This is a genomic window from Flavobacterium sp., assembly GCF_044339515.1.
In the GTDB taxonomy this organism is placed as follows: domain Bacteria; phylum Bacteroidota; class Bacteroidia; order Flavobacteriales; family Flavobacteriaceae; genus Flavobacterium.
Genome location: NZ_JBIIVK010000050.1, coordinates 1 through 24,654, shown reverse-complemented (window position 1 = coordinate 24,654; position 24,654 = coordinate 1). Strand labels below are relative to the sequence as shown.

Annotated in this window: 21 protein-coding genes; 8 read left to right on the top strand and 13 right to left on the bottom strand. The window is 34.1% G+C overall.

Annotated elements, in window-relative coordinates; genetic code table 11:
• Positions 1 to 30 precede the first annotated feature (30 nt).
• A protein-coding gene (locus tag ACIQ0M_RS12615; RefSeq protein WP_396152777.1) for an IS3 family transposase occupies positions 31 to 1,205 on the bottom strand; the annotation gives its coding sequence in 2 pieces (ribosomal slippage) (positions 31 to 938 and positions 938 to 1,205; 1,176 coding nt in all).
• Positions 1,206 to 1,276: 71 nt separating this feature from the next.
• Between ACIQ0M_RS12615 and ACIQ0M_RS12610 the strand changes: the two genes are divergently transcribed.
• Genes ACIQ0M_RS12610 through ACIQ0M_RS12595 form a run of 4 tightly spaced genes read left to right on the top strand, consistent with a single transcriptional unit; the run spans position 1,277 to position 5,610 of the window.
• Complete coding sequence (locus ACIQ0M_RS12610; protein ID WP_396152775.1) at positions 1,277 to 1,666, top strand: hypothetical protein; 390 nt, start codon at positions 1,277 to 1,279, stop codon at positions 1,664 to 1,666.
• A 7-nt stretch (positions 1,667 to 1,673) separates the two neighbouring features.
• On the top strand, positions 1,674 to 2,126 hold the full coding sequence (locus ACIQ0M_RS12605) for a TlpA family protein disulfide reductase (protein ID WP_396152773.1): 453 nt from the start codon (positions 1,674 to 1,676) through the stop codon (positions 2,124 to 2,126).
• The gene (locus ACIQ0M_RS12600) at positions 2,127 to 4,319 is read left to right on the top strand and encodes a peptidase domain-containing ABC transporter (protein ID WP_396152771.1); all 2,193 of its coding nucleotides are present in this window, start codon (positions 2,127 to 2,129) and stop codon (positions 4,317 to 4,319) included.
• Between the two features lies 1 nt (position 4,320).
• Positions 4,321 to 5,610, top strand: a complete 1,290-nt coding sequence (locus ACIQ0M_RS12595) for an HlyD family secretion protein (protein ID WP_396152769.1) — start codon at positions 4,321 to 4,323, stop codon at positions 5,608 to 5,610.
• 218 nt (positions 5,611 to 5,828) lie between these two features.
• Here the strand turns inward: ACIQ0M_RS12595 and ACIQ0M_RS12590 are convergent, their stop codons facing one another.
• The 3 genes from ACIQ0M_RS12590 to dnaA form a co-directional block, all read right to left on the bottom strand.
• Positions 5,829 to 6,551 carry an SAM-dependent methyltransferase gene (locus tag ACIQ0M_RS12590; RefSeq protein ID WP_396152767.1) on the bottom strand — a complete coding sequence of 241 codons (723 nt, stop codon included), beginning with the start codon at positions 6,549 to 6,551 and terminating at the stop codon, positions 5,829 to 5,831.
• Between the two features lie 78 nt (positions 6,552 to 6,629).
• Positions 6,630 to 7,091 (bottom strand): low molecular weight protein-tyrosine-phosphatase, encoded by a 462-nt coding sequence (locus tag ACIQ0M_RS12585; protein ID WP_396152765.1) that lies wholly within the window; start codon positions 7,089 to 7,091, stop codon positions 6,630 to 6,632.
• 66 nt (positions 7,092 to 7,157) lie between these two features.
• Complete coding sequence (dnaA, locus tag ACIQ0M_RS12580; RefSeq protein ID WP_396152763.1) at positions 7,158 to 8,585, bottom strand: chromosomal replication initiator protein DnaA; 1,428 nt, start codon at positions 8,583 to 8,585, stop codon at positions 7,158 to 7,160.
• A gap of 197 nt (positions 8,586 to 8,782) precedes the next feature.
• Here dnaA and ACIQ0M_RS12575 point away from each other — a divergent pair, with 197 nt between their 5' ends.
• Positions 8,783 to 9,199 (top strand): acyl-CoA thioesterase, encoded by a 417-nt coding sequence (locus ACIQ0M_RS12575; RefSeq protein WP_396152761.1) that lies wholly within the window; start codon positions 8,783 to 8,785, stop codon positions 9,197 to 9,199.
• Here the strand turns inward: ACIQ0M_RS12575 and ACIQ0M_RS12570 are convergent.
• The 4 genes from ACIQ0M_RS12570 to ribD are packed head-to-tail and all read right to left on the bottom strand — an operon-like array spanning position 9,196 to position 12,310.
• The gene (locus ACIQ0M_RS12570) at positions 9,196 to 9,810 is read right to left on the bottom strand and encodes an IMPACT family protein (protein WP_396152759.1); all 615 of its coding nucleotides are present in this window, start codon (positions 9,808 to 9,810) and stop codon (positions 9,196 to 9,198) included. The genes ACIQ0M_RS12575 and ACIQ0M_RS12570 overlap by 4 nt on opposite strands.
• A 1-nt stretch (position 9,811) precedes the next feature.
• The gene (locus tag ACIQ0M_RS12565; RefSeq protein ID WP_396152757.1) at positions 9,812 to 10,672 is read right to left on the bottom strand and encodes an EamA family transporter; all 861 of its coding nucleotides are present in this window, start codon (positions 10,670 to 10,672) and stop codon (positions 9,812 to 9,814) included.
• Positions 10,669 to 11,277 (bottom strand): HAD family hydrolase, encoded by a 609-nt coding sequence (locus tag ACIQ0M_RS12560; RefSeq protein ID WP_396152755.1) that lies wholly within the window; start codon positions 11,275 to 11,277, stop codon positions 10,669 to 10,671. Before ACIQ0M_RS12560 ends, ACIQ0M_RS12565 begins: the two co-directional genes overlap by 4 nt.
• Complete coding sequence (gene ribD / locus ACIQ0M_RS12555) at positions 11,270 to 12,310, bottom strand: bifunctional diaminohydroxyphosphoribosylaminopyrimidine deaminase/5-amino-6-(5-phosphoribosylamino)uracil reductase RibD (protein ID WP_396152753.1); 1,041 nt, start codon at positions 12,308 to 12,310, stop codon at positions 11,270 to 11,272. The genes ACIQ0M_RS12560 and ribD overlap by 8 nt, the downstream gene beginning before the upstream one ends.
• 79 nt (positions 12,311 to 12,389) lie before the next feature.
• Here ribD and ACIQ0M_RS12550 point away from each other — a divergent pair, with 79 nt between their 5' ends.
• Together ACIQ0M_RS12550 and prmC are read left to right on the top strand one after the other, a co-directional pair.
• Positions 12,390 to 12,869, top strand: coding sequence for a GNAT family N-acetyltransferase (locus ACIQ0M_RS12550; RefSeq protein ID WP_396152752.1), 480 nt, complete (start codon positions 12,390 to 12,392; stop codon positions 12,867 to 12,869).
• Between the two features lie 7 nt (positions 12,870 to 12,876).
• On the top strand, positions 12,877 to 13,731 hold the full coding sequence (gene prmC / locus ACIQ0M_RS12545; protein ID WP_396152750.1) for a peptide chain release factor N(5)-glutamine methyltransferase: 855 nt from the start codon (positions 12,877 to 12,879) through the stop codon (positions 13,729 to 13,731).
• 589 nt (positions 13,732 to 14,320) lie between these two features.
• Here the strand turns inward: prmC and ACIQ0M_RS12540 are convergent.
• Positions 14,321 to 15,568, bottom strand: coding sequence for an ABC transporter permease (locus ACIQ0M_RS12540; protein ID WP_396152779.1), 1,248 nt, complete (start codon positions 15,566 to 15,568; stop codon positions 14,321 to 14,323).
• Between the two features lie 170 nt (positions 15,569 to 15,738).
• On the opposite strand from ACIQ0M_RS12540, the gene hisS reads away from it, so the two are divergent.
• Positions 15,739 to 17,106 carry a histidine--tRNA ligase gene (gene hisS, locus ACIQ0M_RS12535; RefSeq protein WP_396152748.1) on the top strand — a complete coding sequence of 456 codons (1,368 nt, stop codon included), beginning with the start codon at positions 15,739 to 15,741 and terminating at the stop codon, positions 17,104 to 17,106.
• A 55-nt stretch (positions 17,107 to 17,161) separates the two neighbouring features.
• Here the strand turns inward: hisS and ACIQ0M_RS12530 are convergent, their stop codons facing one another.
• From ACIQ0M_RS12530 to ACIQ0M_RS12515, 4 genes are all read right to left on the bottom strand, one after another.
• Entirely contained in the window at positions 17,162 to 17,575 is a 414-nt protein-coding gene (locus tag ACIQ0M_RS12530; RefSeq protein ID WP_396152746.1) for a type II toxin-antitoxin system VapC family toxin, read from the bottom strand.
• Positions 17,572 to 17,823 (bottom strand): DUF6364 family protein, encoded by a 252-nt coding sequence (locus ACIQ0M_RS12525; protein ID WP_396152744.1) that lies wholly within the window; start codon positions 17,821 to 17,823, stop codon positions 17,572 to 17,574. The genes ACIQ0M_RS12530 and ACIQ0M_RS12525 overlap by 4 nt, the downstream gene beginning before the upstream one ends.
• Before the next feature lie 184 nt (positions 17,824 to 18,007).
• A complete protein-coding gene (locus ACIQ0M_RS12520; protein ID WP_396152742.1) occupies positions 18,008 to 18,721 on the bottom strand; it encodes a hypothetical protein in 714 nt (237 codons plus the stop codon).
• A 215-nt stretch (positions 18,722 to 18,936) separates the two neighbouring features.
• Positions 18,937 to 24,216: a LamG-like jellyroll fold domain-containing protein gene (locus tag ACIQ0M_RS12515; RefSeq protein ID WP_396152740.1), complete on the bottom strand. Its 5,280-nt coding sequence runs from the start codon at positions 24,214 to 24,216 to the stop codon at positions 18,937 to 18,939.
• Positions 24,217 to 24,654 lie beyond the last annotated feature (438 nt).

Sequence of the window (24,654 nt, the reverse complement as noted above, 5' to 3'; positions counted from 1 at the left end):
TGGATATGCAAATATAAATTACAGTTTAAGTTAAGCGACATTTTTGTAAATGTTGATTTGATTATTAAATTCTTCGATTGTTTTGTAATTCAATGCACCGTGGCGTCTTTTTTTGTTGTACCAGATTTCAATGTATTCAAAGATTTCTAGTTCCATTTGTTGTTTGGTTATGAGTTTGTTGCCATAAATTAATTCGGTCTTTAATGATTTAAAGAAACTCTCAGCTACTGCATTATCCCAGCAGTTTCCTTTTCTACTCATGCTTCTTATTACCTGATAAGATTCAATTGTATTAGCAAATTTTTTGTTTGCGTATTGAACTCCTCTGTCAGAATGAAAAATCAATCCTTTTTGAACGCTTCTGTTTCTTGTGGCCATTTTCCAAGCAGCTAGAGTTGTCTCTTCTGTACTCATTCCATTACTTAAACTCCAGCCAATCATTTTTCGGTCGTATAAATCAATGATGGTTGTCAAGTATAAAAAGCCTTCTTTGGTCTGAATATAAGTGATGTCTGACACCCAAACTTTAGATGGATGATCAACATCAAAGCCTCTATCTAATACATTTTCTACCACTAAATAATGGTGTTTTGAGTCGGTTGTGACTTTAAATTTCTTACTCAACTTACTTCTTAAACCAAGCTCTTTCATGTATTTTGCAACTGTTATACGTGATATTCTGTAACCCAATGCATTTAATTCAATAGTAATCCTTGGACTTCCATAACGCTGTTTTGAGGTAAAATAAATGGAAGTTATTTGTTCTTTTATTTCTTTTTTTATACGTGTTCTATTAGAAATAGTTTTACTTTTCCATTTATAATATCCACTAGAACCAACTTCTAAAACCTTACACATTTTTTCAATCGGAAATAGGTATTCATGATTTTTAATGAACGTATATTTCATCGACCGCTCTTGGAAAAAATGCCGATTGCTTTTTTTAATATATCACGTTCTAGCTCTGCGTCTTTCAACTTTTTCTCCAATTCGTGAATCTTTTCTTGCTCTGGTGTTAGTTTGAGATTTCCTTTTCCCGGAAAACTTCCGTCTCCAAATTCTTCATATTCTTTTCGCCATTTGTAAAGCAAGGTAACTTTTATGCCAAGTTCTCTTGCCAGTTCTGAAATATTAGCCCTTTCGTTGCTTAATTGCACTGCTTTTGTCTTAAAAGCTGGATCATAAATTTTTCTTTCTCGTTTCATATGTTAAAAATAAGATTTTATTCTTAACTTTAACTGGAAGCTAAATTAGTATATCCAATGGTGTTAAAGGGATGAAGTATCTTCCTTTTAAGGTGAATTTTTTCACAGTTAATATTGAAACAGGTAAGCCCGATAAAAAAATATTACCAGAAGATATTTTGTTAAGAAAAAATAATAAAAAAAAATGGTTTGAAGTTGATTTTTCAAATTATAATATTAATGTTCCTCCTGAAGGAATGTATGTAGCATTTATAATACTAGACAGTAAAGATTATAAAGTCAATACAATAATGTCTAAATATGGAGTCATAGACGCAGTACCATATTTAAAACTAAGAAGAACAAATAAAAAAAATGAAAAATCTTATGTTTTTCACCCACATTATTTTGAACCTGTTAAAGAATATAATTATTGGGAAAGATTACAGGCAGTTTTTGAAATAGAAGTAGAATTTAAATAAAATAAGTATGAAAATATTAATAATCTTAATTTTATCTTTTTTTTCTCAGGAAAATCAATTAGATAAATCTTTAGAACAAATTGTTGAAGAAAACAAAGGAAAAGTCATTTATGTTGATTATTGGGCTAGCTGGTGCAAACCTTGTAGAAAAGAGATGAAGCATTTGCCTCAAATTCGTAGTGATTATAAAAACAAAGGAGTCGTTTTTGTATATCTATCTTTGGATTTAGAATTCTCAAAATGGAAAAAAGCTTCCATAAAAGAAGGGATTGACAATGAAAAGTTTAATCTCATGACATTTAAAATGGAAAAAACTAAAAAATATGATTTATCAAACATTAAATCAATTCCACATTATTTAATTTTTGATAAAAAAGGAAATCTAGTAAACAATAACGCTCCTCGACCAACTGAAAAAGAAAAGTTATACAGTGAATTAGACAAATATCTAATAGAATAAATGCCAAGTTTTCCTTTCTATAAACAACCCGATTCTAAAGATTGTGGGCCAACTTGTTTAAAAATCATCGCCAAACATTATGGAAAATCGCTTACTATCCAAACACTTCGCCAACTTTCTGAAACTACTAGAGAAGGGAGTAATTTGCTATCTCTCAGCGAAGCAGCAGAACAAATTGGTTTTAGAACGTTAGGGGTAAAATTATCTTTAGAAAAACTTGAAGAAGCTCCTTTGCCATGTATCTTACATTGGAACAATAATCATTATGTTGTTCTTTACAAAATAAGAAAAGGGAAGTACTTCATCTCCGATCCCGCTCATGGATTAATCGAATATAACCAAGAAGAGTTTTTAAAATGCTGGATTGGTAACAATTCAGATGCTACCACAGAAGAGGGCATTGCTTTGCTATTAGAAACCACCCCAAAGTTCTACCAAGAAACGTTTGAAAAAGAAGAAAATAAATCCTTTGGGTTTCATTTTTTATTCCAATATGTTTTTAAATACAAATCCTTTCTCATTCAATTGGCTGTTGGATTGTTAGCAGGTAGTTTATTGCAGCTAATTTTTCCTTTTTTAACCCAAAGTGTGGTGGATGTTGGAATTCAAAACCAAAATATACACTTTATTTATTTGGTTTTAATTGCACAGTTGGTTTTGTTTTTTGGTAAAACGGCTTTGGAGTTTATTAGAAGTTGGATTTTGTTACATCTTTCTACACGCATTAATATTTCATTGATATCCGACTTTTTTATCAAATTAATGAACTTACCGATTTCTTTTTTTGATGTGCGAATGACTGGAGACATTATGCAACGCATCAACGACCATAATCGCATCGAGCGTATTCTAACCAATTCATCACTCAATGTTTTGTTTTCGGTTGTGAATATGGTTATCATGGGAGCAGTTTTAGCTTATTATAACTTAAAAATTTTCGGCGTATTTTTTATAGGAAGTTTTTTCTATTTTTTGTGGATTATTTTATTCTTAAAAAGAAGAGAAACATTAGATTATAAACGTTTTGCAGAAGTAAGCCAAGAGCAAAGCAAAGTAATTGAACTCATCAACGGTATGCAAGAAATCAAATTGCATAATGCCGAAAAACAAAAACGCTGGGGCTGGGAATATGTACAAGCACGTTTATTCAAAGTTTCGATGAAAAGTTTAGTTTTAGAACAAACGCAAAACATTGGTTCCAATTTTATCAATGAACTTAAAAATATCATTATCATTTTTCTATCTGCCAAATTGGTTATAGATGGTCAAATTACGCTAGGGATGATGATGGCCATTACAGCCATTGTCGGAAATTTAAATGGACCAATTATACAACTTATAAACTTTATTCGTGAACTGCAAGATGCAAAAATATCGCTTGCTCGATTAGCTGAAATTCATGACAAAGAAGATGAAACCGCAAACAGTGAAAAACAAGTAACTGAAATTCCTGAAAATGCAGGTATTGTTCTAAGGGATCTTACTTTTCGTTATACCGGTTCAGATACTCCTGTTTTAGAAAACCTTAATCTTACTATTCCGGCAAACAAAGTAACAGCTATTGTAGGCGTGAGTGGCAGTGGAAAAACGACGCTCATGAAACTACTTTTAAAGTTTTATGAACCTATTTCAGGAGAAATTAATTATTCAAATTTTAACTTGAATACCATTTCTCAAAGAACTTGGCGTAGCCATATAGGAACAGTGATGCAAGAGGGATACATTTTTAACGATACAATCGCTGGAAATATTGCTATTGGAGTTGACGTTATTGATAAAAAAAGATTGCAATATGCGAGTGATGTAGCCAATATAAAATCATTTATTGACAATTTAGCATTGGGTTACAACACAAAAATTGGAGCAGAAGGAATTGGAATGAGTACAGGTCAAAAACAACGATTACTCATAGCAAGAGCTGTTTACAAAAACCCGGAGATGTTGTTTTTTGACGAAGCTACCAGTGCTTTAGATGCCAATAATGAAAAGGAAATAATAGAAAAATTAGATTCTTTTTTCAAAAATAAAACCGTCGTAATTATTGCTCACCGCTTAAGTACGGTTATGAATGCAGACCAAATTGTAGTTTTGGATAAAGGAAAAATCATTGAAACCGGAACACATAAAGAGTTGATTTCTCTAAAAGGAAATTATTATGAATTAGTTAAAAATCAACTTCAATTAGGAAATTAATATGCCTGACTATAAAGAAATAGAATTAAGAAGCGAGGAAGTACAAGAAATCTTAACACGAATACCTCATTGGATGATTCGATGGGGAAATCTGGTTATTTTAGCACTGCTACTTTCGTTATTTTTAGTCTCATGGGTAGTTAAATATCCAGATATTATAAAAACTGACATCATTGTAACTACAACACTTCCACCGGAAAAGTTAGTGGCAAATAGTTCAGGAAGGCTAGAAAAAATTCTAATTGCTGACCGTCAAAAGATAAAAAAAAATACCCCACTTGCTGTTATAGAGAATACCGCTAATTATAAAGATGTTTTTCTATTAAAAACATATATTGATTCAGTAAAAATTAATGCTAATGGTTTTTTATTTCCATTTGAAAATCTTCCTCCTTTACAATTAGGAAATATCGAAACTGCTTTTGCTTTATTAGAGAAAGAATATTTAAACTACATCCAATATAAAGATTTAAAACCCTATTCTATTGATGGAAACGCTCAACAATATGAATCCAAACAACTCAAAGAACGATTACAATTGTTAATTGAACAAAAGGAAATTGGTCAAACCGAATTAAACCTTAAAAAGAAAGAATTAGAACGTTTTAAACTGTTACATCAGAAAGGTGTAATTTCAGCACAAGAATGGGAAACTAAAAATATTGATTATCTGCAACAGGAGAAAAACATAAGAAATTTGTCTTCTCAAATTTCTCAAACTCGTTCATCTATTAATGATTTGAATAAAAACAGTCAAAACACACAAGTAAATAAATCAAAAGACGATATTAACCTTTATCGGAATACTATTCAAGCCTTTAATCAACTCAAAAAGTCAATTTCAGATTGGGAACAAGCGTATGTGTTACGTTCTACAATTACAGGTGAAGTGACCTTTTTGCAAGTTTGGTCAGAAAATCAATTTGTAAATGTTGGAGACAATGTGTTTTCTATTATTCCGACAACTTATAAAAATTTTGTTGGAAAAGTAAAGGCACCAGCTCAAAATTCAGGAAAATTAAAAATAGGTCAAGAAGTTCAAATCAGATTAGCCAATTATCCCGACAGAGAATTTGGAATTATAAATGGCAAAGTGAAATCCATTTCGTTAATTCCGGATAAGGAAGGGAATTTATTGCTTGATATTTCTTTACCCGATGGTTTGCAAACTTCATATCAAAAACAAATCAACTTCCAACAAGAAATGTCTGGAACGGCAGACATCATCACAGAAGATTTGAGATTAATCGAACGTCTTTTATATCAATTTAGGGATGTTTTTAGGAGATAAATCAACATTTCTGAATAATAAAAATAATAGGTCGGTTGTGAAAATCGACCTTTTTTATTTTGAAAAGTACAAATTAATCTTTTACACTCGAATATTTTTATAAAAATGCAAAATAATCTTCCACACTCGAATATTTTTCAATTTAAGCAAAATATTCTTCTATAGTCGAATAATCTAAAGTAAGATGATTAGAATTTTAAACTAAAAATGTAAATAAATTACGATTTCTGAATAATAAAAATAGTAGGTCGGTTGTGTAAATCGACCTTTGTTTTTTTCCAATCGTTGATAGAAAGTGTTTTGATGAATTCGGTTGGTAATGTAATATCGGTAGCAATACAAAGTCGCGTTGAATTTTGAAGCGATTGCAAAATGTCTTCTAATAATTTATTATTACGATATGGCGTTTCAATAAACAGCTGAGCCTGACCTTTTTCAAACGATAAACGTTCCAAGTTTTTTAAAGCCGCTTTTTTTTCGCTTTTATCGATTGGCAAATAGCCATTGAAAGCAAAACTTTGCCCGTTCATTCCTGAGCCCATTAAAGCGAGAAGGATGGAAGAAGGGCCAACCAATGGTACGACTTGAATTCCTTTTTCATGGGCTAATTTGACAATCACAGCTCCCGGATCGGCAACACCTGGGCAACCGGCTTCACTCATGAGTCCTACATTTCTTCCGGTTAAGCAGGCTTTAAGCATTTCGTTATACTCTGTTACTTCAGTGTGTTTGTTTAGCACATGAATTCTCAAATTTGCTTGTACTTTTTCAGGATTGATGCTTTTGATAAACTTTCTGGCGGTTTTTTCATTCTCTACAACATAGTCAGTAATAAAATCAATCGCTCTTTTTACGGTTTGCGGCAACACATCATCGGGAGCTACTTCTCCTAAAGTAGTCGGGATTAAGTATAATTTTCCTAAAAAAGTGATGGGTTTCATGTTGATTTTATTTGAAACCTGACAGGTTTTGAAACCTGTCAGGTTTTATAAAAAAAATAAGTTTGTGTAACTTTTATATTATTTTTCTAAAAGCTTATTCGCAATACTTTCACAAGCTTCCTCTAACATTTCAAAAACTTGGTCAAAATTACTTTGAATACCACTATATGGATCCGGAACATCTACATTTTCACCCGGAAAAAGCTCGTCTAAAATGAGTTGAACTTTTTTCTTATCTTCTTCGTTTTTGGCCATCGCAATCACATCAGTATAGTTGTGTGTATCCATTACATAGATGAAATCATACTCTTGAAAAAAAGAAGGTTTAAATAATTTTCCCCGTTGATTGGTGATATCAATACCGTTTTTTTCAGCAGTCAGGATTGATCGTTTATCGGGTGGATTTCCCACATGCCAATGACCGGTTCCGGCAGAATCAACAAAAAAATCATTTTTAGGAAGTTTTGAGGCCAAAATACCTTCAGCCAATGGCGAACGACAAATGTTTCCCAAACAAACCATTAAAATTTTAACAGGCATACAATCTAGGTTCTTTAAAAAATAATTTCAGCATTCAAAGGTAATAAGAATACTGAAATTATCTTTTTATAAGGAAAGTTTTTTGTGAATATCTTCTACAAATTTTCGGAATTGTTTATCAGTGGTCACTAAGTTGTCAACGGTTTTGCATGCATGTAAAACAGTTGCATGGTCTCGGTCTCCAATCTGTGAACCAATATTTGCCAACGAGGCTTTCGTAAATTTCTTGGCAAAAAACATGGCCAATTGTCTTGCTTGCACCACGTGGCGTTTTCTGGTTTTCGATTGTAAAGTGTCTACATCCAACTGAAAATAGTCCGAAACCACTTTTTGAATATAATCAATCGAGATTTCTCTTTTTACGTTTTTAACGAATTTTTCAACAACTCCTTTAGCGAGGTCTAAAGTGACTTCCTTTTTATTGAAAGATGATTGAGCAATTAGTGAAATAATAGCTCCCTCCAATTCTCGTACATTTGTTTTAATGTTACGGGCAACATATTCAATGATTTCATCCGGCATTTCAACACCGTCACGGTACAAAATATTTTTTAGGATGGAAATTCTTGTTTCATAATCAGGTTGGTGTAATTCAGCGGATAATCCCCATTTAAAACGAGACAGCAAACGTTGTTCAATGTCTTGCATGTCCACCGGAGCTTTATCGGAAGTTAAAATAACTTGTTTTCCATTTTGATGAAGGAAATTAAAGATATGGAAAAACACATCTTGTGTTCCTGATTTTCCGGATAAGAATTGTACATCATCAATAATCAATACATCAATTAATTGATAGAAGTGAATGAAATCGTTACGCGTATTCTTCTTAACTGAATCAATATATTGTTGTGTAAAAACTTCGGCAGAAATATACAATACCGTTTTATCTGGATATTTATCTTTTATTTCCACACCAATCGCATGAGCCAAGTGTGTTTTACCTAAACCAACTCCACCAAATATCAAAAGAGGATTAAAAGAAGTTCCACCTGGTTTATTGGCTACAGCCATACCGGCAGAACGAGCTAAACGGTTGGAATCACCTTCTAAAAAGTTATCAAAACTGTAATTTGCATTTAATTGTGATTCGATTTTTAAATTCCTGATACCCGGAATCACAAAAGGGTTTTTAAGTTCAGGACTCAAATTTTTCAGGGGAGCGTCTACGTCTTGTGGCTTTACAGGGCTGCGGTGAGCACTCGGCAATTGTTCCGTAAATGGTTGTTTATTGCCATAAGTGTTTTCCATTTTGATTTTATACAGTAACTTTGCGTTTTTTCCGAGTTCTTTGGTTAAGGCTACTTTGAGTAATTTCACATAGTGTTCCTCTAACCATTCATAGAAAAATTTGCTGGGTACTTGAATGTATAAAGCATTGTCTGTGAGTTCCACTGACTTAATCGGTTCGAACCAAGTTTTGTAAGCTTGCTCCTGAATATTGTCTTTTATAAAAGATAGACAGTTCTCCCATACCGATTCCGCAGTTTTGCTCATAAATTCTATAAATTTTGTTGTTTACTAAAGGTTATCTTACAAAGAAAACAGACTGTTTCTTTATCAACTTTTGGGATAACAAATATGTGAACAAAAAAACGTAAAAAAAAATAAATTGCTATTGATTTTATAAAAAAATTGTTGTAAAGATGCTTTACGGCTTTAAAAGTGAATAAAGAAAAATATTACAGAAAATTATGAAAGAACATCAATTAAACGTTCGTGTGCGTTATTCCGAAACAGATCAAATGGGCGTTGTTTATCACGGTAATTATTTACCTTATTTTGAAATTGGTCGCGTGGAATGGCTTAGAAATCAAGGTATTTCTTATAAAAGCATGGAGGAGAGCGGTGTCGCACTTCCTATTGTAAACATCAACATAAATTACAAAAAACCAGCACGTTACGATGATTTACTTACTGTAAAAACTAAATACAAAAACCAAACCTCTGTGAAGATAGAATTTGAATGTAAAATTGAAAACGAAAATGGCGAGTTATTAACAACTGCTGATTTTGTTTTGGTATTTGTAGATATTAAAACCGGCAAGCCAATCTTACCTCCGGAAAATATAAAAACGATAATTGATAAAATGGAAGCGTTAGAAAATTAATCTACTTTTTCTATTTTAATTTCAAATAGATTGGAAAAAATGTCGAAAGTAGTTTCGGCATTTTTTTTTCGGGTAGAAAGGATGAGTTCGCAATTCATTTCCATTTTTTGGAAAACGATTTCCAAATTTTTTTCTTTGATGACCCGCATCACTTTATTTATGTTTTTATAATCAAAAGTCAGTTTGAAAAATACATCAATTGTTTTCTCAATAATTTCAGCATTTTCTAATGCCATTTGAGCTGCCGTTTTGTAGGCAGAAATTAATCCTCCGACACCTAATTTTACGCCACCGAAATAGCGAACTACTACAATTAATATATTGGTCACTTCAAACGACTGGATTTGACCATAAATTGGCATTCCGGCACTATTGTTGGGTTCGCCGTCATCATTGGCTCTAAAAGCAATCTTTTCTGTACCAATTTGGTAGGCATAACACCAGTGTCTGGCAGAAAAATGTTGCTTTTTTAACTGTTCCAGATGCACTTTTACATCTTCTTCATTTAAAACAGGAAATGCATAGCCATAGAATTTACTGTTTTTTTCTTTAAACAATATTTCTCCCGATGGTTCAGAAATGGTTTTATACGTATCTTTTGATTCGTTCATATTAACTTGTCACAAGAAAAATAGCTAATAAAGCCATGGCAATTCCAATTGCATTTCGAATTGAAATCTTCTCTTTAAAAAATAAAATGCCAACTAAGGTAGAAACCATGACAATGGCAACATTGTGAATGGTAAAGATGGTTGAACTTTCGAACACTTCACTGTCCAACATTTTAATTAAATAATACAATGAAAAATAGTTTGGTATGCCCAGAATAATTCCTGCTGCGATATTCTTCCCTTTTATTTTCGTTTTATTTTTTACAATGTTTATACCTATTAATACTATCCCAACCATGAAAGCCATTAAGAAAGTATGTGAAGAAAATAATGAAATTTCATTTTCGGGTAAATAATCATTCTGTAAAATTTTTAAACTGGTATCAATTGCACCTGCACCAAAGAAGACTAAAATCGGGTAGAGTAAATTTTTTGAATCGGCTATCGCTCCTTCTTCTTTTTTAGAGGTGAAATAAACGGCAACTAATGCCATTAGAATTCCGATGATTTTGGCAATTCCCAAATTTTCATTGAATAATATAACGCCAAAACAGATTGGAATTATCACTGACATTTTTGAGGCCACTGAGGCTACCGAAAGTCCGTTTCGTTGGGACGTTAATGCTGTTGCATAAAATACACCGATGAACAAAAAACCTAGTAAAAAGCTTCCGATATACCATGTTTTTTGTGTGATTTGATTGTAATCAAAAGCTGTTTCAGTGAGCAACAAACCCATTGCAAAAGCAGCAAAATAGTTTACCACCAATGCTTGCAGCTTATTGATATTGAATCGGGAAAAAAGTTTTAAAATGACAAAAAGAACAGCGTTAAAAAGAACACTTAAAACAATGTATATCACAGAGTAATTATTTTTTTGGCGAACAATTCTGTAACATCTTCTTGTCCCACTTGTAAGTTCCATACTTCAATTCCTAGAGAAGCGGCGGCATCTGTGTTTTCTTTTTTGTCATCCACAAACAAAGTGCGTTTCGGATTCAAGTCATGTTTATGAATAAGGTATTTAAAAATATTCACGTCCGGTTTTCTCATTCCTAATTCATAGGAATAATACACTTTTTCAAAACAATTATAAAAATCTCGTGTAACCGACATTCCTTCTTTGTGTTCAAAATGGTCAATGTGAATCATATCCGTGTTGGTGAGCAAAAACAAGCGGTATTTCCCTTTTAAATTTTGCAAAAATTCCAAGCGATGTTCAGGAAAATCGCCTAATACAGCATTCCACGCTTTTCGGATATCTTCTATGGAAGCATTTGGAAGGTGTTTCTGAAAACCTTGAATAAACTCTAATTCCGTTGCTTTTCCAATTTCAAAACGTTTATTGAGTTCATCTAAATCATCATGCCATTCTTTTAAACCCAACTCACGAAATGCTTTTTCAACACCCGGTTTGTCCAGATTTATAAAAATATCACCAAAATCGAAAATAATCGTGTTAATCATACCGTTTCAGAATTAAAAGTTCATCGTTTAAAATTGTTGTTCGTTTCACGGTTTCGCCTGTAAGGGTTGGGGCTTTTGTTCCTTGCTGAAAAAGCAAACTTCCTTTAAAAATTCGAGCTTCATCCCACAAATTAGCATCCATAAAGGTTTGTAATGTTTGAAGTCCGCCCTCAATGATAACCGATTGAATGCCTTTTTGAAAAAGTAAATTACAAATTTTTTCAGCAAGTTGATTATCAAAGATAATAGTTTCGGGTTTACAATTTTCAACCGAAACAAAATTTTCTTTTTCTGTGATAAAAATAGTTGGTTGCTTTCCGTTTTTTACTTCATAATCAGAAGAAATTTTTCCGGAGCGATCTAAAACGATTCGCATCGGATTATTTCCTTTCCAAACTCTGCTGTTCAATTGTGGATTGTCGGCTAAAACCGTATTCGTTCCAACCAAAATGGCCTGTTCTTCCGTTCGCCATTTGTGTACCAATTGTCTAGAATAGGCATTGGTAATCCAAACCGGTTTTTGTTCATTTTTTACTTGTGGAGAAAGAAAACCATCGGCACTTTCTGCCCATTTCAAGATGATGTAAGGTCTTTTTTGGTTGTGAAAGGTAAAAAACCGTCGATTGAGTTCTAGGCATTGTTTATCTAAAATACCAACGGTTACATTTGCTCCCGATTGTAGAAGTTTTTCAATTCCTTTTCCGGCTACTTTTTCATTTGGATCAATTGTTCCTACAACTACGTTTGGAATTTTATGATGAATGATTAAATCACTGCACGGCGGTGTTTTCCCGAAATGACTGCACGGTTCTAAACTCACATAAATGGTTGATTTTGAAAGTAATGATTTGTCTTTTACGGAGTTTATGGCATTTACTTCTGCGTGCGGTTCACCGGCTTTTTGATGCCAACCTTCGCCAATTATTTTATTTTCAAACACAATCACACTGCCCACCATCGGGTTAGGGTAGGTGGTTCCCAATCCGTTTTTGGCCAATTCAAGGCAACGTTGCATGTATTTTTCGTGATTCATCGGATGACAAAATTACGCTTTTTGCCCAAAAAAGTAGAAATAGTTTTACTTTTACAACTTATAAAATCCATCGATTTTTATGATAACGATTCGACAAATTCAAAAAGCTGATAATGAGCAGATTGCTTCTGTTATACGTTCAGTTTTAATCGAACATGATGTGCCTAAAGTGGGAACCGCTTATGCCGATGTATCGCTCGATAGCATGTTTGAAGCCTATTCTTTTGCAAGAAGTCGTTATTTTGTGATAGAAAAGGATGGCAAAATTATCGGTGGAGCCGGCATCAGTCAGTTAGAAAACGAATCGGAAACCATTTGCGAATTGCAAAAAATGTATTTTTTATCGGAAGCCAGAGGGTTAGGACTAGGTTCTGAAATGATGGAGAACTGTTTAGCTTTTGCTAAGTCAGTTGGATTTGAAAAGTGTTATTTAGAAACCATGCCGTATATGCATGCTGCTCAAAAATTATATTTGAAATTCGGATTTCACTATATTGATTCACCAATGGGATGCACGGGTCACACTTCTTGTCCGGTTTGGATGTTGAAAGAATTATAAGCTGATTATGACTTTTAAAGAAATAAAATCTTCCTTTCATAACGAATTATCTCCTTTTTTTGATGAGCAGGAAATTGATAGTTTCTTTTATTTGGTTTTGGAAAAATTCCATCAATTAAAACGAGTCGATTTGGCTTTGCAACCTGATTTGACAGTTTCATCAGCTGAATTGGAACAATGGAAACTTGTTTTAGAACAATTAAAAACGCAAAAGCCCATTCAATATATTTTAGGTGAGACTTTTTTTTGCGATTTGGTTTTTAAAGTGAATGAACATACGTTGATTCCTCGACCGGAAACCGAAGAATTAGTATATTGGATTTTGGATGAAATCAAGAAGCAAAATAAATTTAATTCAACTCTTGTAGATATTGGAACAGGAACCGGATGTATTCCCATTTCTTTGAAGAAAAATCTACCGGAATCGACGGTTTTTGGCATCGACATTTCGGAAGAAGCTTTGAAAATAGCGAAAGAAAATGCTGAAATGAATGAAGTAAAAGTTCAGTTTATGCAAAAAAATATTTTAGAAACTTCCGATTTGCAAAATCAATTTGATGTCATTGTTTCCAATCCGCCGTATGTGCGAAACCTTGAAAAAGCTGAAATTAATACGAATGTGTTGGCTTTTGAACCGCATTTAGCCTTGTTTGTTTCGGATGAAGATCCGCTTATTTTTTATCGAAAAATTGCAGATTTAGCTCTAAAAAATCTCAAACCAAACGGTTTGTTGTTTTTTGAAATTAATCAGTATTTAGGAAAAGAAACGGTTGAATTACTTCAAAATTTAGGTTTTAAAAGTATTGAATTACGAAAAGATATTTATGGGAATGATAGGATGATTAAAGCTTCGGTTGTATAGTGATTGAAGAAACCTCACCCCCAACCCCTCTCCGAAGGAGAGGGGAGACGAGACGTTGAAATGACTACTAATTTAGTAGTAATGAATCAGTTTTAATCCATTTTATGCGAAGCGAATCCAAATTATAAGAATCAGTGAAAATCTGTTTTATCTGTGGCATCCGTGTGCCATTAAGAAGGTAATTGGCAAGTAAACAATTAAATTGATTTTATTTTTTGAACCATTTAAGGAATATAAGTTTAAATAAGTTTTTTCTTTTTGGTGCTTTCGTTTTAATGGTTTCCTTTTTAGCCCCGATTGAGACGGTAGCTCCCGTTTTTAAAACGGGACTAAAGGCGAAAGCGGGAAAATGGTTTACTGAAAAAGCCCGAGCCATTCGCTTCAAAAAAAATTAACAATTTAAGATTTTTAAAAAACCTCACCCCCAACCCCTCTCCAAAGGAGAGGGGAGACGAGACGTTGAATAAATACTGCTAATTTATTGGTAACGAATCTGTTTTAATTCATTTTAAGCGAAGCCAATTAAGAATCTGTGAAAATCTATTTAATCTGTGACATCCGTGTGCCATTTATAAGAGTTTGTTTAGAATTACTCGTACCTCAAAGCCTCCACAGGATCCAATTTAGAAGCCTTAATCGCAGGATATAAACCCGAAACTAACGCCACCACAAAACTCGTAATCACTGCTGCAATGATTGCCATCCAAGGGATAACGAAAGTGAATTCTAACAAAGAAGCGGCGATTGAACCAAAGGTTACGCCCAATAAAATTCCCAATAATCCACCCAATTGTCCAATTACGATGGTTTCGGTAAAAAACTGGAAGGCAATGGTTTTTCGTTTGGCACCGAGGGCTTTTCGCACACCGATTTCACGCGTTCTTTCGGTTACCGAGACGAGCATGATGTTCATCAAAGCAATCGAGGAACCAAAAATTGTAATGATGCCAATTAACCATGCTGAAGCACTCAACACAGATGTAAGCGATAAAATTTGATTGATTAATTCGTCGCTACGGATGATTCCGAAGTTGTTTTCCTCCACCGGATTTTGTTTCCGCACTTGTCGCATGGTAATCATAGCCTGATCGATAGCGGCTTCAAGCAGTTCTTTTTTCTCCACCATCACACTCAAATTATAGTTGATGTTAGGTTGCGTAAACAACGAACGAGCTACTTGAATCGGAATCATAACCCGTAAATCTTGGCTGTTTCCAAAAGTAGAACCTTCTTCTTTTAAAATTCCAATTACTTTGAATTTTGCTCCACGAATCGAAATTACTTTGTCAATTGGGTTGACATCTTTTAGTAAACCTTTTTCAAAATCGGAACCCACCACACAGACGTAATTGTTGTTTTCAATATCAAAACCGGTAAAATTTCGTCCACTTGCGATTTCTAAACCGGAATTAGGGGCAAAATTTTCATCCACACCCAAAACAGTGATTTCAGGATCAGTTTTTTTATTTTCATATTTCACTTCAGCTGTTCCCGTTGCAGTAAACGAAAGGGACGAAGTGGTAAACGGGTAATTGTATTTTTCCTGAAATCCTTTTGCTTCCGGATAGGAAATAATTGGGTTGATTATTTCACGTTCACCTCTGCGACCTCTTCCTATACGAACTTCCAGCTCGTATTGTCTGATAGTAAAGGTGTTGGCTCCCATCGAAGCAAAATTGGACGACAACGTATTTTCCAAAGCCGAGACTACGGTTAGAATACTCACCAAAGCGGTAATTCCGATTGCGATAATGATAATCGTCAATATCGTACGCAAAAGTTGAGTTTTAATCGAACCCAACGCAATTTTTATATTCTCTTTTACTAATCCGGCCATATCTTCATTTGACACGAATTTACACATTTTGTTACAAGCTTTCGGAAAAATTATTTTAAAAGTAAGATATTTGCAGTGTCAATGTCAATGACAATATCAAAAGTCAATGTCAATGTCAATGTCAAAAATCAATTGCAATATCAATATCAAAAATTAATTAAAAAGCAATAATGGCACAAAAACCAAGTATTCTCAAAGGTACCAGAGATTTTTCACCGGCAGAGGTGGCAAAACGCAATTACATCAGCTCGATCATGAAACATCATTTTGAGGTGTTTGGTTTTCAGCCGATTGAAACACCTTCGTTTGAAAATTCGGAGACATTGATGGGAAAATATGGGGAAGAAGGCGATCGATTGATTTTTAAGATATTGAATTCGGGGGATTATTTGGATAAAGTAAGTCAAGACGAATTATCCAACATTGATTATAAAAAACTAACTTCTAAAATCTCCGAAAAAGCCCTTCGTTACGACTTAACTGTTCCCTTCGCACGCTATGTCGTGCAACATCAAAACGAAATTGAGTTTCCATTTAAACGATACCAAATTCAGCCTGTTTGGAGAGCCGATCGTCCACAAAAAGGAAGGTTTAGAGAGTTTTATCAATGCGATGCCGATGTGGTGGGTTCGACTTCGTTATGGCAAGAAGTGGAGTTGGTGCAATTATATGATGCGGTATTTACGCAGTTGGGTTTAGGCGGAACCACCATCAAAATCAATAACCGTAAAATTTTATCCGGCATTGCGGAAGTGATTGGTGCAAAAGATAAATTAATCGATTTTACAGTTGCGTTAGACAAATTAGACAAAATAGGCGAGGACGGTGTGAAAAAAGAAATGCTTGAAAAAGGCATTTCGGAATCAGCCATTGAAAAAGTGCAACCGTTGTTTCAGTTTACGGGAACGGTTGCTGAAAAAATTGAAAAATTGAACGTACTATTGTCTTCTTCCGATGAAGGAAAAAAAGGAGTAGCCGAGTTGCAATTTATTTGTGAAACCATTCAAAAATTAGGTTTACAAACTGCCATCATTGATTTGGATGTAACCTTAGCCAGAGGTTTAAATTATTACACAGGAGCCATTTTTGAAGTAACTGCTCCGCAAGTGTCGATGGGTTCCATTGGTGGTGGTGGTCGTTATGATGATTTGACCGGAATTTTTGGTTTAAAAAATATGAGCGGTGTGGGTATTTCGTTTGGATTAGATAGAATTTACTTGGTTTTGGAAGAATTAGGTTTATTCCCGGAAACAGTGACGGCAACTACCAAAGCACTATTTATCAACTACGGCAATCAAGAAAGTTTGTATGCGATGGAAGCCATCTCCAAATTACGCCGTACCGGAATAAAAGTCGAATTATATCCCGATGCTGCTAAAATCGCTAAACAATTTCAACACGCAGACAAACGTGGAATACCTTTCGCGGTGATTGCAGGTCAATCTGAAATGGAAGAGAATAGTTTTGGTTTGAAAAATCTAGTTACCGGTGAGCAAGTGAAAGTGGATTTTGAGGGGTTGAAGAAAGCCTTGGTGTAGGTTTTCAAAATTTATATAAAAACAAACCTCGTTAGAAGTATTTGACGAGGTTTTTTTATACACTTTTTAAATATTCTTCCGCCGACATAACTGGAAGTAATGAATGCTTAAAATCTTTTTGATTTCTGGTGATGATGATGTCACATTTTGAATCTAATGCACAAAAATATTGTAACGAATCTTCAAAATCTTCAAAATCAGAATTTAACGATTTTTCAACGATACTTTCATTAATTGAAGCTATTTCACAAAGAATTTTAAACTTTCTCAATTTTTCTTTTGCATTTGAAATTCCTTCCGATTTGGTAAGAAAATAATTTACCGTAGCAAATGAAATAGGAGAAACAATAAGTTTTACTTTTTTGTGATCCGCTAAAGTAGCCAATTGTGCACTTGGAATGTAAAAAGGTTCTCGTTCTCCAAGAAAATCAAGTATAATATTAGTGTCTAAGAATAACTTTTTACTCATTTGTGTTTGTTCAAAAGACGTTCAGCATATTCTTTTTTGTAATCTAAATCAGAGGGGATTTTATTGCCGGTACTTATACTTTTCACAAAAGCAGAAATTTCAATTGAATCGTCATTTTTTGCATCGGTAGTTAGAGAATTTAAATAATTCTCAATGATTCGAGACAAACTCACTTTCTTTTGAGCAGCATAAACCTTCGCTTTCTCAATGATTTCTTGATTTAATTTTAAGGTCAATTTTGTATCCATAGCGATAAGATATACGTACAAATATATAAATTATATCCGTATATTTTTCGGTTTTAACATTTTTGGATGTAAAAATTTACAAACTGGAGAACAGGTAAAATTGGATTTTGAGGGGTTGGAAGTTGAGTTATTTTTTATAATTATTAAGGAGTAAACGAAAAAAGTATCAAAATTTACTCATATTTTAGAGAGTATAAGCAATAGCATAAGCAAATCGATTATATTCAATCAATTTTATCCAGATACCATTGTCATTTTTATAAATTGCTGTAAATCCATTTCCATTAAAGCTTCTATTTTTACAAATCGTTATTCTAGCATATTTTTTGTCCTCGGAAAATAATGGTTTTGAAAATTGAAAAAAGATTTCTTTTTCGTAATTAATTTTGTAGTCAATATTGGAGGCGGTTACAAGTTCTTTATAAAATTTTTTATTTTTCCAAATTCTACTTTTATTCCAGAACCACTTTTTCTTTACTAGTAGTGAATTTTCTTCGTTATTTCTGACAAGACTGTCATAAACTTTTGCTTCAATTTTGTATTCTACAAATTGAACATTCTTATTCTCAAGAGGTGAAATTGGATTTTTATATTCACTCGATACATATCTAACATTCTGCAAGTTATAATTTTTCCAGTCTATAGTTTCTACTAATTCTTTGTAAATAATATTAGTAGGAAAGTCTTTGTCACTTATTTTTAGTTCTCGAATTTGATAGTTTTGAAGCGAGTCATGAATTACAGATTTTTCAAGACTTTTAGGAATCAAATAGTAATATTCATAATTTTCAGGAACTTCTATCTTGGTAACTTGATTAATAAAGTTTTCAATATCAGAATTTTGTCCAAAAAAATTTAGATTGTAAAGGATTAAAACTATGAATATAATTTGTTTCATCCAAATTATTGGTATTTATTTATTTGTGAAACAAACTTCTACAAATTCAAAAATATTCCTTTTGATTTTAGAAGGTTTGTTTTGCTTATTTAATCTCAAATATAGTAATTTTTATTATAAATTGATTTTTATAAAGCATTCTCAAAAAGTTTATAAAAATGAAAAGCCCCTCACGTCGAGGGGCCTTTCGGTGTCAAAAATCAATTATCAAAACCCTATTTAATAATGATTTTTTTGCTAATTGTTCCGGCAGTTGTTTGCACACGAACAATGTAGGTGCCAGTACTCACGTTGCTCACCGGTAACGAAATGTTGGTTTGGGTTTCGTTTTCAACATTCCAAGTGGCAAGGGTCTGACCCAGGATCGTAAAGATGCTCACTGTTTCCACAGTTACATCGGTTAAGTTATTTTTTATCGTTAGTAGATTTTGGGCATTGGTAAAAGCAACCGCAATTTCATTATCCAAGTTATAATCACCTGTAGATAAGGTTCCGTTGCTGAACGTTAATTCAAAACGGTTGTGGGTTTCCCCTTGCGGTAATTCGATGTTAAAGTGTTCATTTTTAATCGAATGATATAATCCTGTTGTTTTATCGTGGATAAAAATATCGGTGTCTTCAGGAACATTTTCGGTTCCGTCTAAGGTAAACTCTACATTTCCTGCAGCAAAGGTTTTGATTCCTAACGGATAGACTTTATTAACATCAAAATACGAAGCACCTTGAATAATCAGTTTTACACCATTATGTAAAAAGTACATGTCATTTTGTTGGTTGTCGATGTGAACGGCGTCATACCCTAAATCGATTTCTTCCGTGGCTAATTCATTCATAAAACCAATCAACAATTGTCTGTGGTAATTGTTATAGGAATTAAAACCAATTCTGATTTTCATGAATTCATCTTCGGTATACGTATCTTCTTGGTTGTTGTCTGTTCCATATTGTACTTCCTCTTCACTTGTTACTTCGTTTTGATTGGCCGAACGGAAAAGCACATTCGAATCGGTATTATTTTCTTTGATGAACAAACGTTGGCTATTATTGAATGTGAAACTTCCGCCAGTTGTATTTCCACGTACAAAGAAACCTTGTCCGACAGGAATAAATCTTCCCGGCGTTCTGGTTCTTGAACCTAAACCACTCACACCGGTTGGAGAAACAGGAGCTGTTCCGCCCACTAAATTACGGGTAGCATAACCACCTTGGTAGCCGGCTAGGTTGTGTGTGTTGTTGGTTGAGAAATGTTCCCAGAAATATAAGGTTCCGTTAATAGCACTTAGGTTTTGACTGATAAATTCATTCGCATCCAACGCAGAAGGGTAGGGATTACCGGATAAATTTAAATTATTAGCCGAAACAAAACTGGTGATTTCACCATTGTTTGGTTTTCCAATGAACGTGAAGTTTTGATTTGGACTTGCGGCTCCACTTCCTTTTAACGTATAACCTTGACCTGCTAATAACGCTCCGTTTTGACCAACAGTTGCCCAGTTGGCATAAATTGGAGAAACGTTTTGGAATTTATAAATCCAGTAGCTGCTCAATGTAATTGGGTTGCTTGTTAAAGGATTATTAGTTCCGCTCACCCAAGCGATGTTTACTGGGTTGTCCGGATTAGTTCCGTCTTTCATTACTCCGGCAACAGTGTAGCCGAGGTTTATGGTAGAATTATTGATGGAGCTTACCGGAGAAGACCAATAGTTATAGTTGAACTTATTGCTTTGTCCTTGCTGATCACGTTCGATCCTTCCTGAACTGGTTGGGTCTAATTCACTTCTTTCCGTTTGAATAAGTTGTGAACGACTTTCTAAATCAATTTTTCCGTCTAATTTCAAGTACCAATCATTTTGAAGTTTGGTATCGTTACTCATTTTGATGGTTACGTTGGGCTCTATAAGCAATCCCATTGTACTGATGTTTGCAGTTTGAGTAATGTCGTGATTAACTCGGATGATAGCATGATTATAGTCGATGACATCTAACCCACGAACTTCATTTTGAGTATTGTTAACAGCTGTTGCAAAATTACCCGATTGTGAAGTAACAAAAGGCATTGGTGCTTGTTGACCGATGATGTTTTTGTGGTTGAAAATTTTCATTCCAGTGTTTGTATCAATACCGGGTGTGGTTAAATCATCAATAATATCATCTTTGTAAACATCCATTCTGTAATAGCGAATCAAGTTGGCAAACGGTAAATCTTCGATGTCTCTTGGTACGATTACACCTCTCACTTGACCATTGTTATTTTCAATTTCCTGATACACCATTCTTTGTACTTGTTGAGCAGTTAAGGTAGTATTGAAAATTCTCACCTCGTCAATTTTTCCTTTAAAAAAGCTATTATTGGCATTCGGGTTTTTACCTAATGTAAGTAATGTGTTATCGGAATTTATAGCATCAGTGGTTGGATAGCTAACAACATTGCTTCCGTTGACATAAATTCGCAAGAAACCATCACCAAGTGTTGCTCCTACGTGGTACCATCTGGAGGCTGACAAAGAGGTGTTATAGGAAAAAGCAGTTCCATTAAACACGACTTGCAGTCTTCGGCTGGCATTCACTCTGATATAGAATCGATTTTGGCCTACAATTATTCCATTTGAGTTGTACGGTGCAGTTAAGTTGATCCAAGCCATCACAGAAACTTGTGATAAACCGCCTAGTACAGAGGAACCTTGAGCATAGTCGTTTCTTCCGTCAAAGTCTAAAAATAATTTCTGATTGATGTCTCTTGGGGAACCAGTTTTAGATGTATTAGTATCAAACGTATCTACAATTCCATCTTGGTCAATATCGTCTGAACCTTCCATTTTTCCGTCGTTATTGGAATCCAAATGAGCATATAGACTTGTTTGAATATCAAAAACGCCATCACCATTTGAGTCCAATTGAAGGTAATCGCTTACTCCGTTGGAATCGGTATCTTGTGCATAGGCTCTTCCTACAGTTCCAAAATTGGTTGAATTGTCGTATAAATTTAAAATTCCGTCGCCGTCAGTGTCTGCTCCATCTCCTTTACCATCTCCATTAATATCGCCATCACCGTTTAATAATCCGGCTTCGTCTACGTCAAAAAGAGAATCATTATCACTGTCTAAGTCTAAATAGTCCGGAACTGAATCGCCGTCCGTATCAGGAATAATATAGTTATTGGCTGCGATTAGGTTTTCGGCAAAATCATTCAATCCGTTGTTATTCGCATCCATCCATAAACTTGCATCTGTTTTGTCAAATGTAGCCGTTTGGTTGCTTTTGTTTTTAAATCCGGCTTCTTCGATATCCGGAATTCCATCATTGTCTGAATCTAAATCCAAGTAATTAGCAATTCCATCGTTATCTGTATCTACGCATTCTTGATTAATTGTAATTTGTACATCATCAATAAAGTTTCCTACTGATTGACTGCCGGAAGCGGTATATCCTGCTTGAAAAGTAAGCACAATTTGGGTCTGACCTTCCGGAATAACATACACACCGGAATACGTTCCCCATGCTGTATTTCCATCCACCATTGTAGCAATTGGAGTAGAAGCTAACGCATTAGCTAAAGTAGAACCGAATTTTACAAACGCTTGATCTACACCCGATCTTCCGCGGTGTTTGATGGACCAATTGATTGTTCCACCTGCTCCATTTAAACAGAATGATTGATATAAAATTCCCGGTACATTTGCGTTTAGTTCTGCAAATTGGTTACCTGAAGCAGCAGGAACTCCATTGAAACCGGAACTCCAAATTTCAATAAAATTTTCTGCACTGGTTTGCCATCCCGGAACATTGTTTGTTGGCATAATGGAGTAACTGGCATTGGCAATCACCGGACTTTCGAAGTTACCATTTTCAAATGGGTTCGATAAGCATGGTTTACATTCAATGGAATCCAATATTCCATCATTATCTGAATCTAAATCGGTTTCGTTTTCAACCCCATCACCATCTGTATCTTCTAAGATAGTGGCAATAATTGGCATTTTTTCAGATAAACAACCTGCATTATTAATTTGAACGTAATAAATTGTTGAAGCATTTAAAATAGGTGTAGTATAGGTAGAACCTGTATGAAATGGCACTGTATCGGTTTCGTTTGCATACCAATTTATTGTCCCTAAAGAAGTAGTTGCCGCTAAATTTACACTACCATTTCCAACTCTAGAACCTGAAACAATTGAAGTAAAGGTTGGGATTTGATTCACAACAGCATTCACGGAAACTCTTGCCGATGAACAGCTACCATTTACAGCGGACACAAAATAAGTTGTTGTACTGTTTATAGAAGGAGTTGTAAAACTTGAACCGGTTCCAAGTACAGTTGAACTGGTGCTAGAAGCATACCAATTTAAGGTACCTGAACTTGAGGTAGCGGTTAACAATACTGTTCCTGCTCCACAACGACTGCCTGGAGTTGTATTAGTAATTGTTGGATTTTTTGAAATACTACCGGTTAATACATTAGTTGTATTATAAACTCTGCAATTAGTAGAGCCGGCAGCGTTGAAACTGTATATTCTGTAGTGAATCATATCACAAGTTGTTCCCACATTATCTGAAAATGTAGTAGTTCCTTGACTATTATTGATGGCAACAACTGTCCATGCACCTAAAGTACTTCCAACGGTGAGAGAGGCAAAGTTAGATGGATTTGTAATCGCTGGAGCTGCACCAGTTGTAATTGCTCTAAGAATAAAATAGCCATTGGATGAGGTACTGGTTTGTGTGAAACTCCCGTTTATATTATTACCACTTACGGTTAAATTTAAATTAGATGGTTGAGAGCCCGGTGCTACCGGAACAGCTGTTGTTGCAGGAGATAAAATAGTTCCACCAGTATTTCCCACAAACAAACCGCTTCCGGTTTGACCGTAAATTCCGTTATTGGTGAACGAGCCGTTTGCTCTGATCGAGTTGCAATTGGTTCCGGTTCCACCTGTTATTCTTCCTGAACTGTTATTGGTAATATTATTTGCTGTTATTGAACCAACGACAGTAATATTTCCGTTGTTTGATATATTTCCGTTGATTTGAGTGGTTCCTCCTAAGGTAACATTTGCTCCTGAATTTACATTAAGTCCTGTCAAAGTCAAATTACCTTCGTTGGTAAAACTAACACCACTATTCACGTTGATACTTCCTAACGAAATTGTTCCGGTTGGACCGTTATAGAACGACGTTCCGGAATTAAAATTTAAGTTTCCTGTGTTTTGAAATGTACCGTGATTTCTGATGGTCCAATTTCCGTTGTAATTTGGTGTTGAAGAAGGATTATAAATTACTCCGGTTCCAATACATAAAGTATTTCCATTAAAGTTATCTAATCGGCCACTAAAAGTTCCATTCCCAATGATGCAAACTACTTGACCACTGGTTAGGTTATGTATTCCATTGTTAGGGACAGTAATAGTGTATTGACAGCCAGTACATTGGCTGTTAGAGGTTGTAACATTAAATAGTGTTATAGTAAATAACAAAAGATAACGATAAATAGATTTCATTATTTCTGAGCTTTGATTTTTGACACTTCAAAAGTAAAAACAAAAATCAAATAATCGATAAAATGTATTAAAATATCGATGAAATACATAAAATATTAAATATGTTGTATAAATATCTTACAAAATGATTTTATGTATATGAGAGCTACTTTGAAATTTTAATTGACATAGTATTTTGCTTAAAAAGATGATTTATGAATAACTCATGACGATTTTAAAATAAGTTCAAGAATTATTAAATCAATAAAACTTGATTAAAAGGTAAAATTTAAAGAGCTTAGTTTTTTTGAAAGAATAGAAATAAGTAATAGATGTCTTGTCCTGAAATAGCGATACACAAACTTCATCGTTATGGAAAACCTTCAAGAAAATCGCTATGTTAAGCGAACCCAGAAAGACTACTCAATGTCTTTAAAGCTTCAAATTGTTCAAGAAATA

Bases quoted from the DNA above. Each gene is read 5' to 3' on its own strand.
- ACIQ0M_RS12610 (WP_396152775.1), top strand. From the start codon at position 1,277: ATGAAGTATCTTCCTTTTAAGGTGAATTTTTTCACAGTTAATATTGAA.
- ACIQ0M_RS12605 (WP_396152773.1), top strand. From the start codon at position 1,674: ATGAAAATATTAATAATCTTAATTTTATCTTTTTTTTCTCAGGAAAAT.
- ACIQ0M_RS12600 (WP_396152771.1), top strand. From the start codon at position 2,127: ATGCCAAGTTTTCCTTTCTATAAACAACCCGATTCTAAAGATTGTGGG.
- ACIQ0M_RS12595 (WP_396152769.1), top strand. From the start codon at position 4,321: ATGCCTGACTATAAAGAAATAGAATTAAGAAGCGAGGAAGTACAAGAA.
- ACIQ0M_RS12590 (WP_396152767.1), bottom strand. From the start codon at position 6,551: ATGAAACCCATCACTTTTTTAGGAAAATTATACTTAATCCCGACTACT.
- ACIQ0M_RS12585 (WP_396152765.1), bottom strand. From the start codon at position 7,091: ATGCCTGTTAAAATTTTAATGGTTTGTTTGGGAAACATTTGTCGTTCG.
- dnaA (WP_396152763.1), bottom strand. From the start codon at position 8,585: ATGAGCAAAACTGCGGAATCGGTATGGGAGAACTGTCTATCTTTTATA.
- ACIQ0M_RS12575 (WP_396152761.1), top strand. From the start codon at position 8,783: ATGAAAGAACATCAATTAAACGTTCGTGTGCGTTATTCCGAAACAGAT.
- ACIQ0M_RS12570 (WP_396152759.1), bottom strand. From the start codon at position 9,810: ATGAACGAATCAAAAGATACGTATAAAACCATTTCTGAACCATCGGGA.
- ACIQ0M_RS12560 (WP_396152755.1), bottom strand. From the start codon at position 11,277: ATGATTAACACGATTATTTTCGATTTTGGTGATATTTTTATAAATCTG.
- ribD (WP_396152753.1), bottom strand. From the start codon at position 12,310: ATGAATCACGAAAAATACATGCAACGTTGCCTTGAATTGGCCAAAAAC.
- ACIQ0M_RS12550 (WP_396152752.1), top strand. From the start codon at position 12,390: ATGATAACGATTCGACAAATTCAAAAAGCTGATAATGAGCAGATTGCT.
- prmC (WP_396152750.1), top strand. From the start codon at position 12,877: ATGACTTTTAAAGAAATAAAATCTTCCTTTCATAACGAATTATCTCCT.
- ACIQ0M_RS12540 (WP_396152779.1), bottom strand. From the start codon at position 15,568: ATGGCCGGATTAGTAAAAGAGAATATAAAAATTGCGTTGGGTTCGATT.
- hisS (WP_396152748.1), top strand. From the start codon at position 15,739: ATGGCACAAAAACCAAGTATTCTCAAAGGTACCAGAGATTTTTCACCG.
- ACIQ0M_RS12530 (WP_396152746.1), bottom strand. From the start codon at position 17,575: ATGAGTAAAAAGTTATTCTTAGACACTAATATTATACTTGATTTTCTT.
- ACIQ0M_RS12525 (WP_396152744.1), bottom strand. From the start codon at position 17,823: ATGGATACAAAATTGACCTTAAAATTAAATCAAGAAATCATTGAGAAA.
- ACIQ0M_RS12520 (WP_396152742.1), bottom strand. From the start codon at position 18,721: ATGAAACAAATTATATTCATAGTTTTAATCCTTTACAATCTAAATTTT.
- ACIQ0M_RS12515 (WP_396152740.1), bottom strand. From the start codon at position 24,216: ATGAAATCTATTTATCGTTATCTTTTGTTATTTACTATAACACTATTT.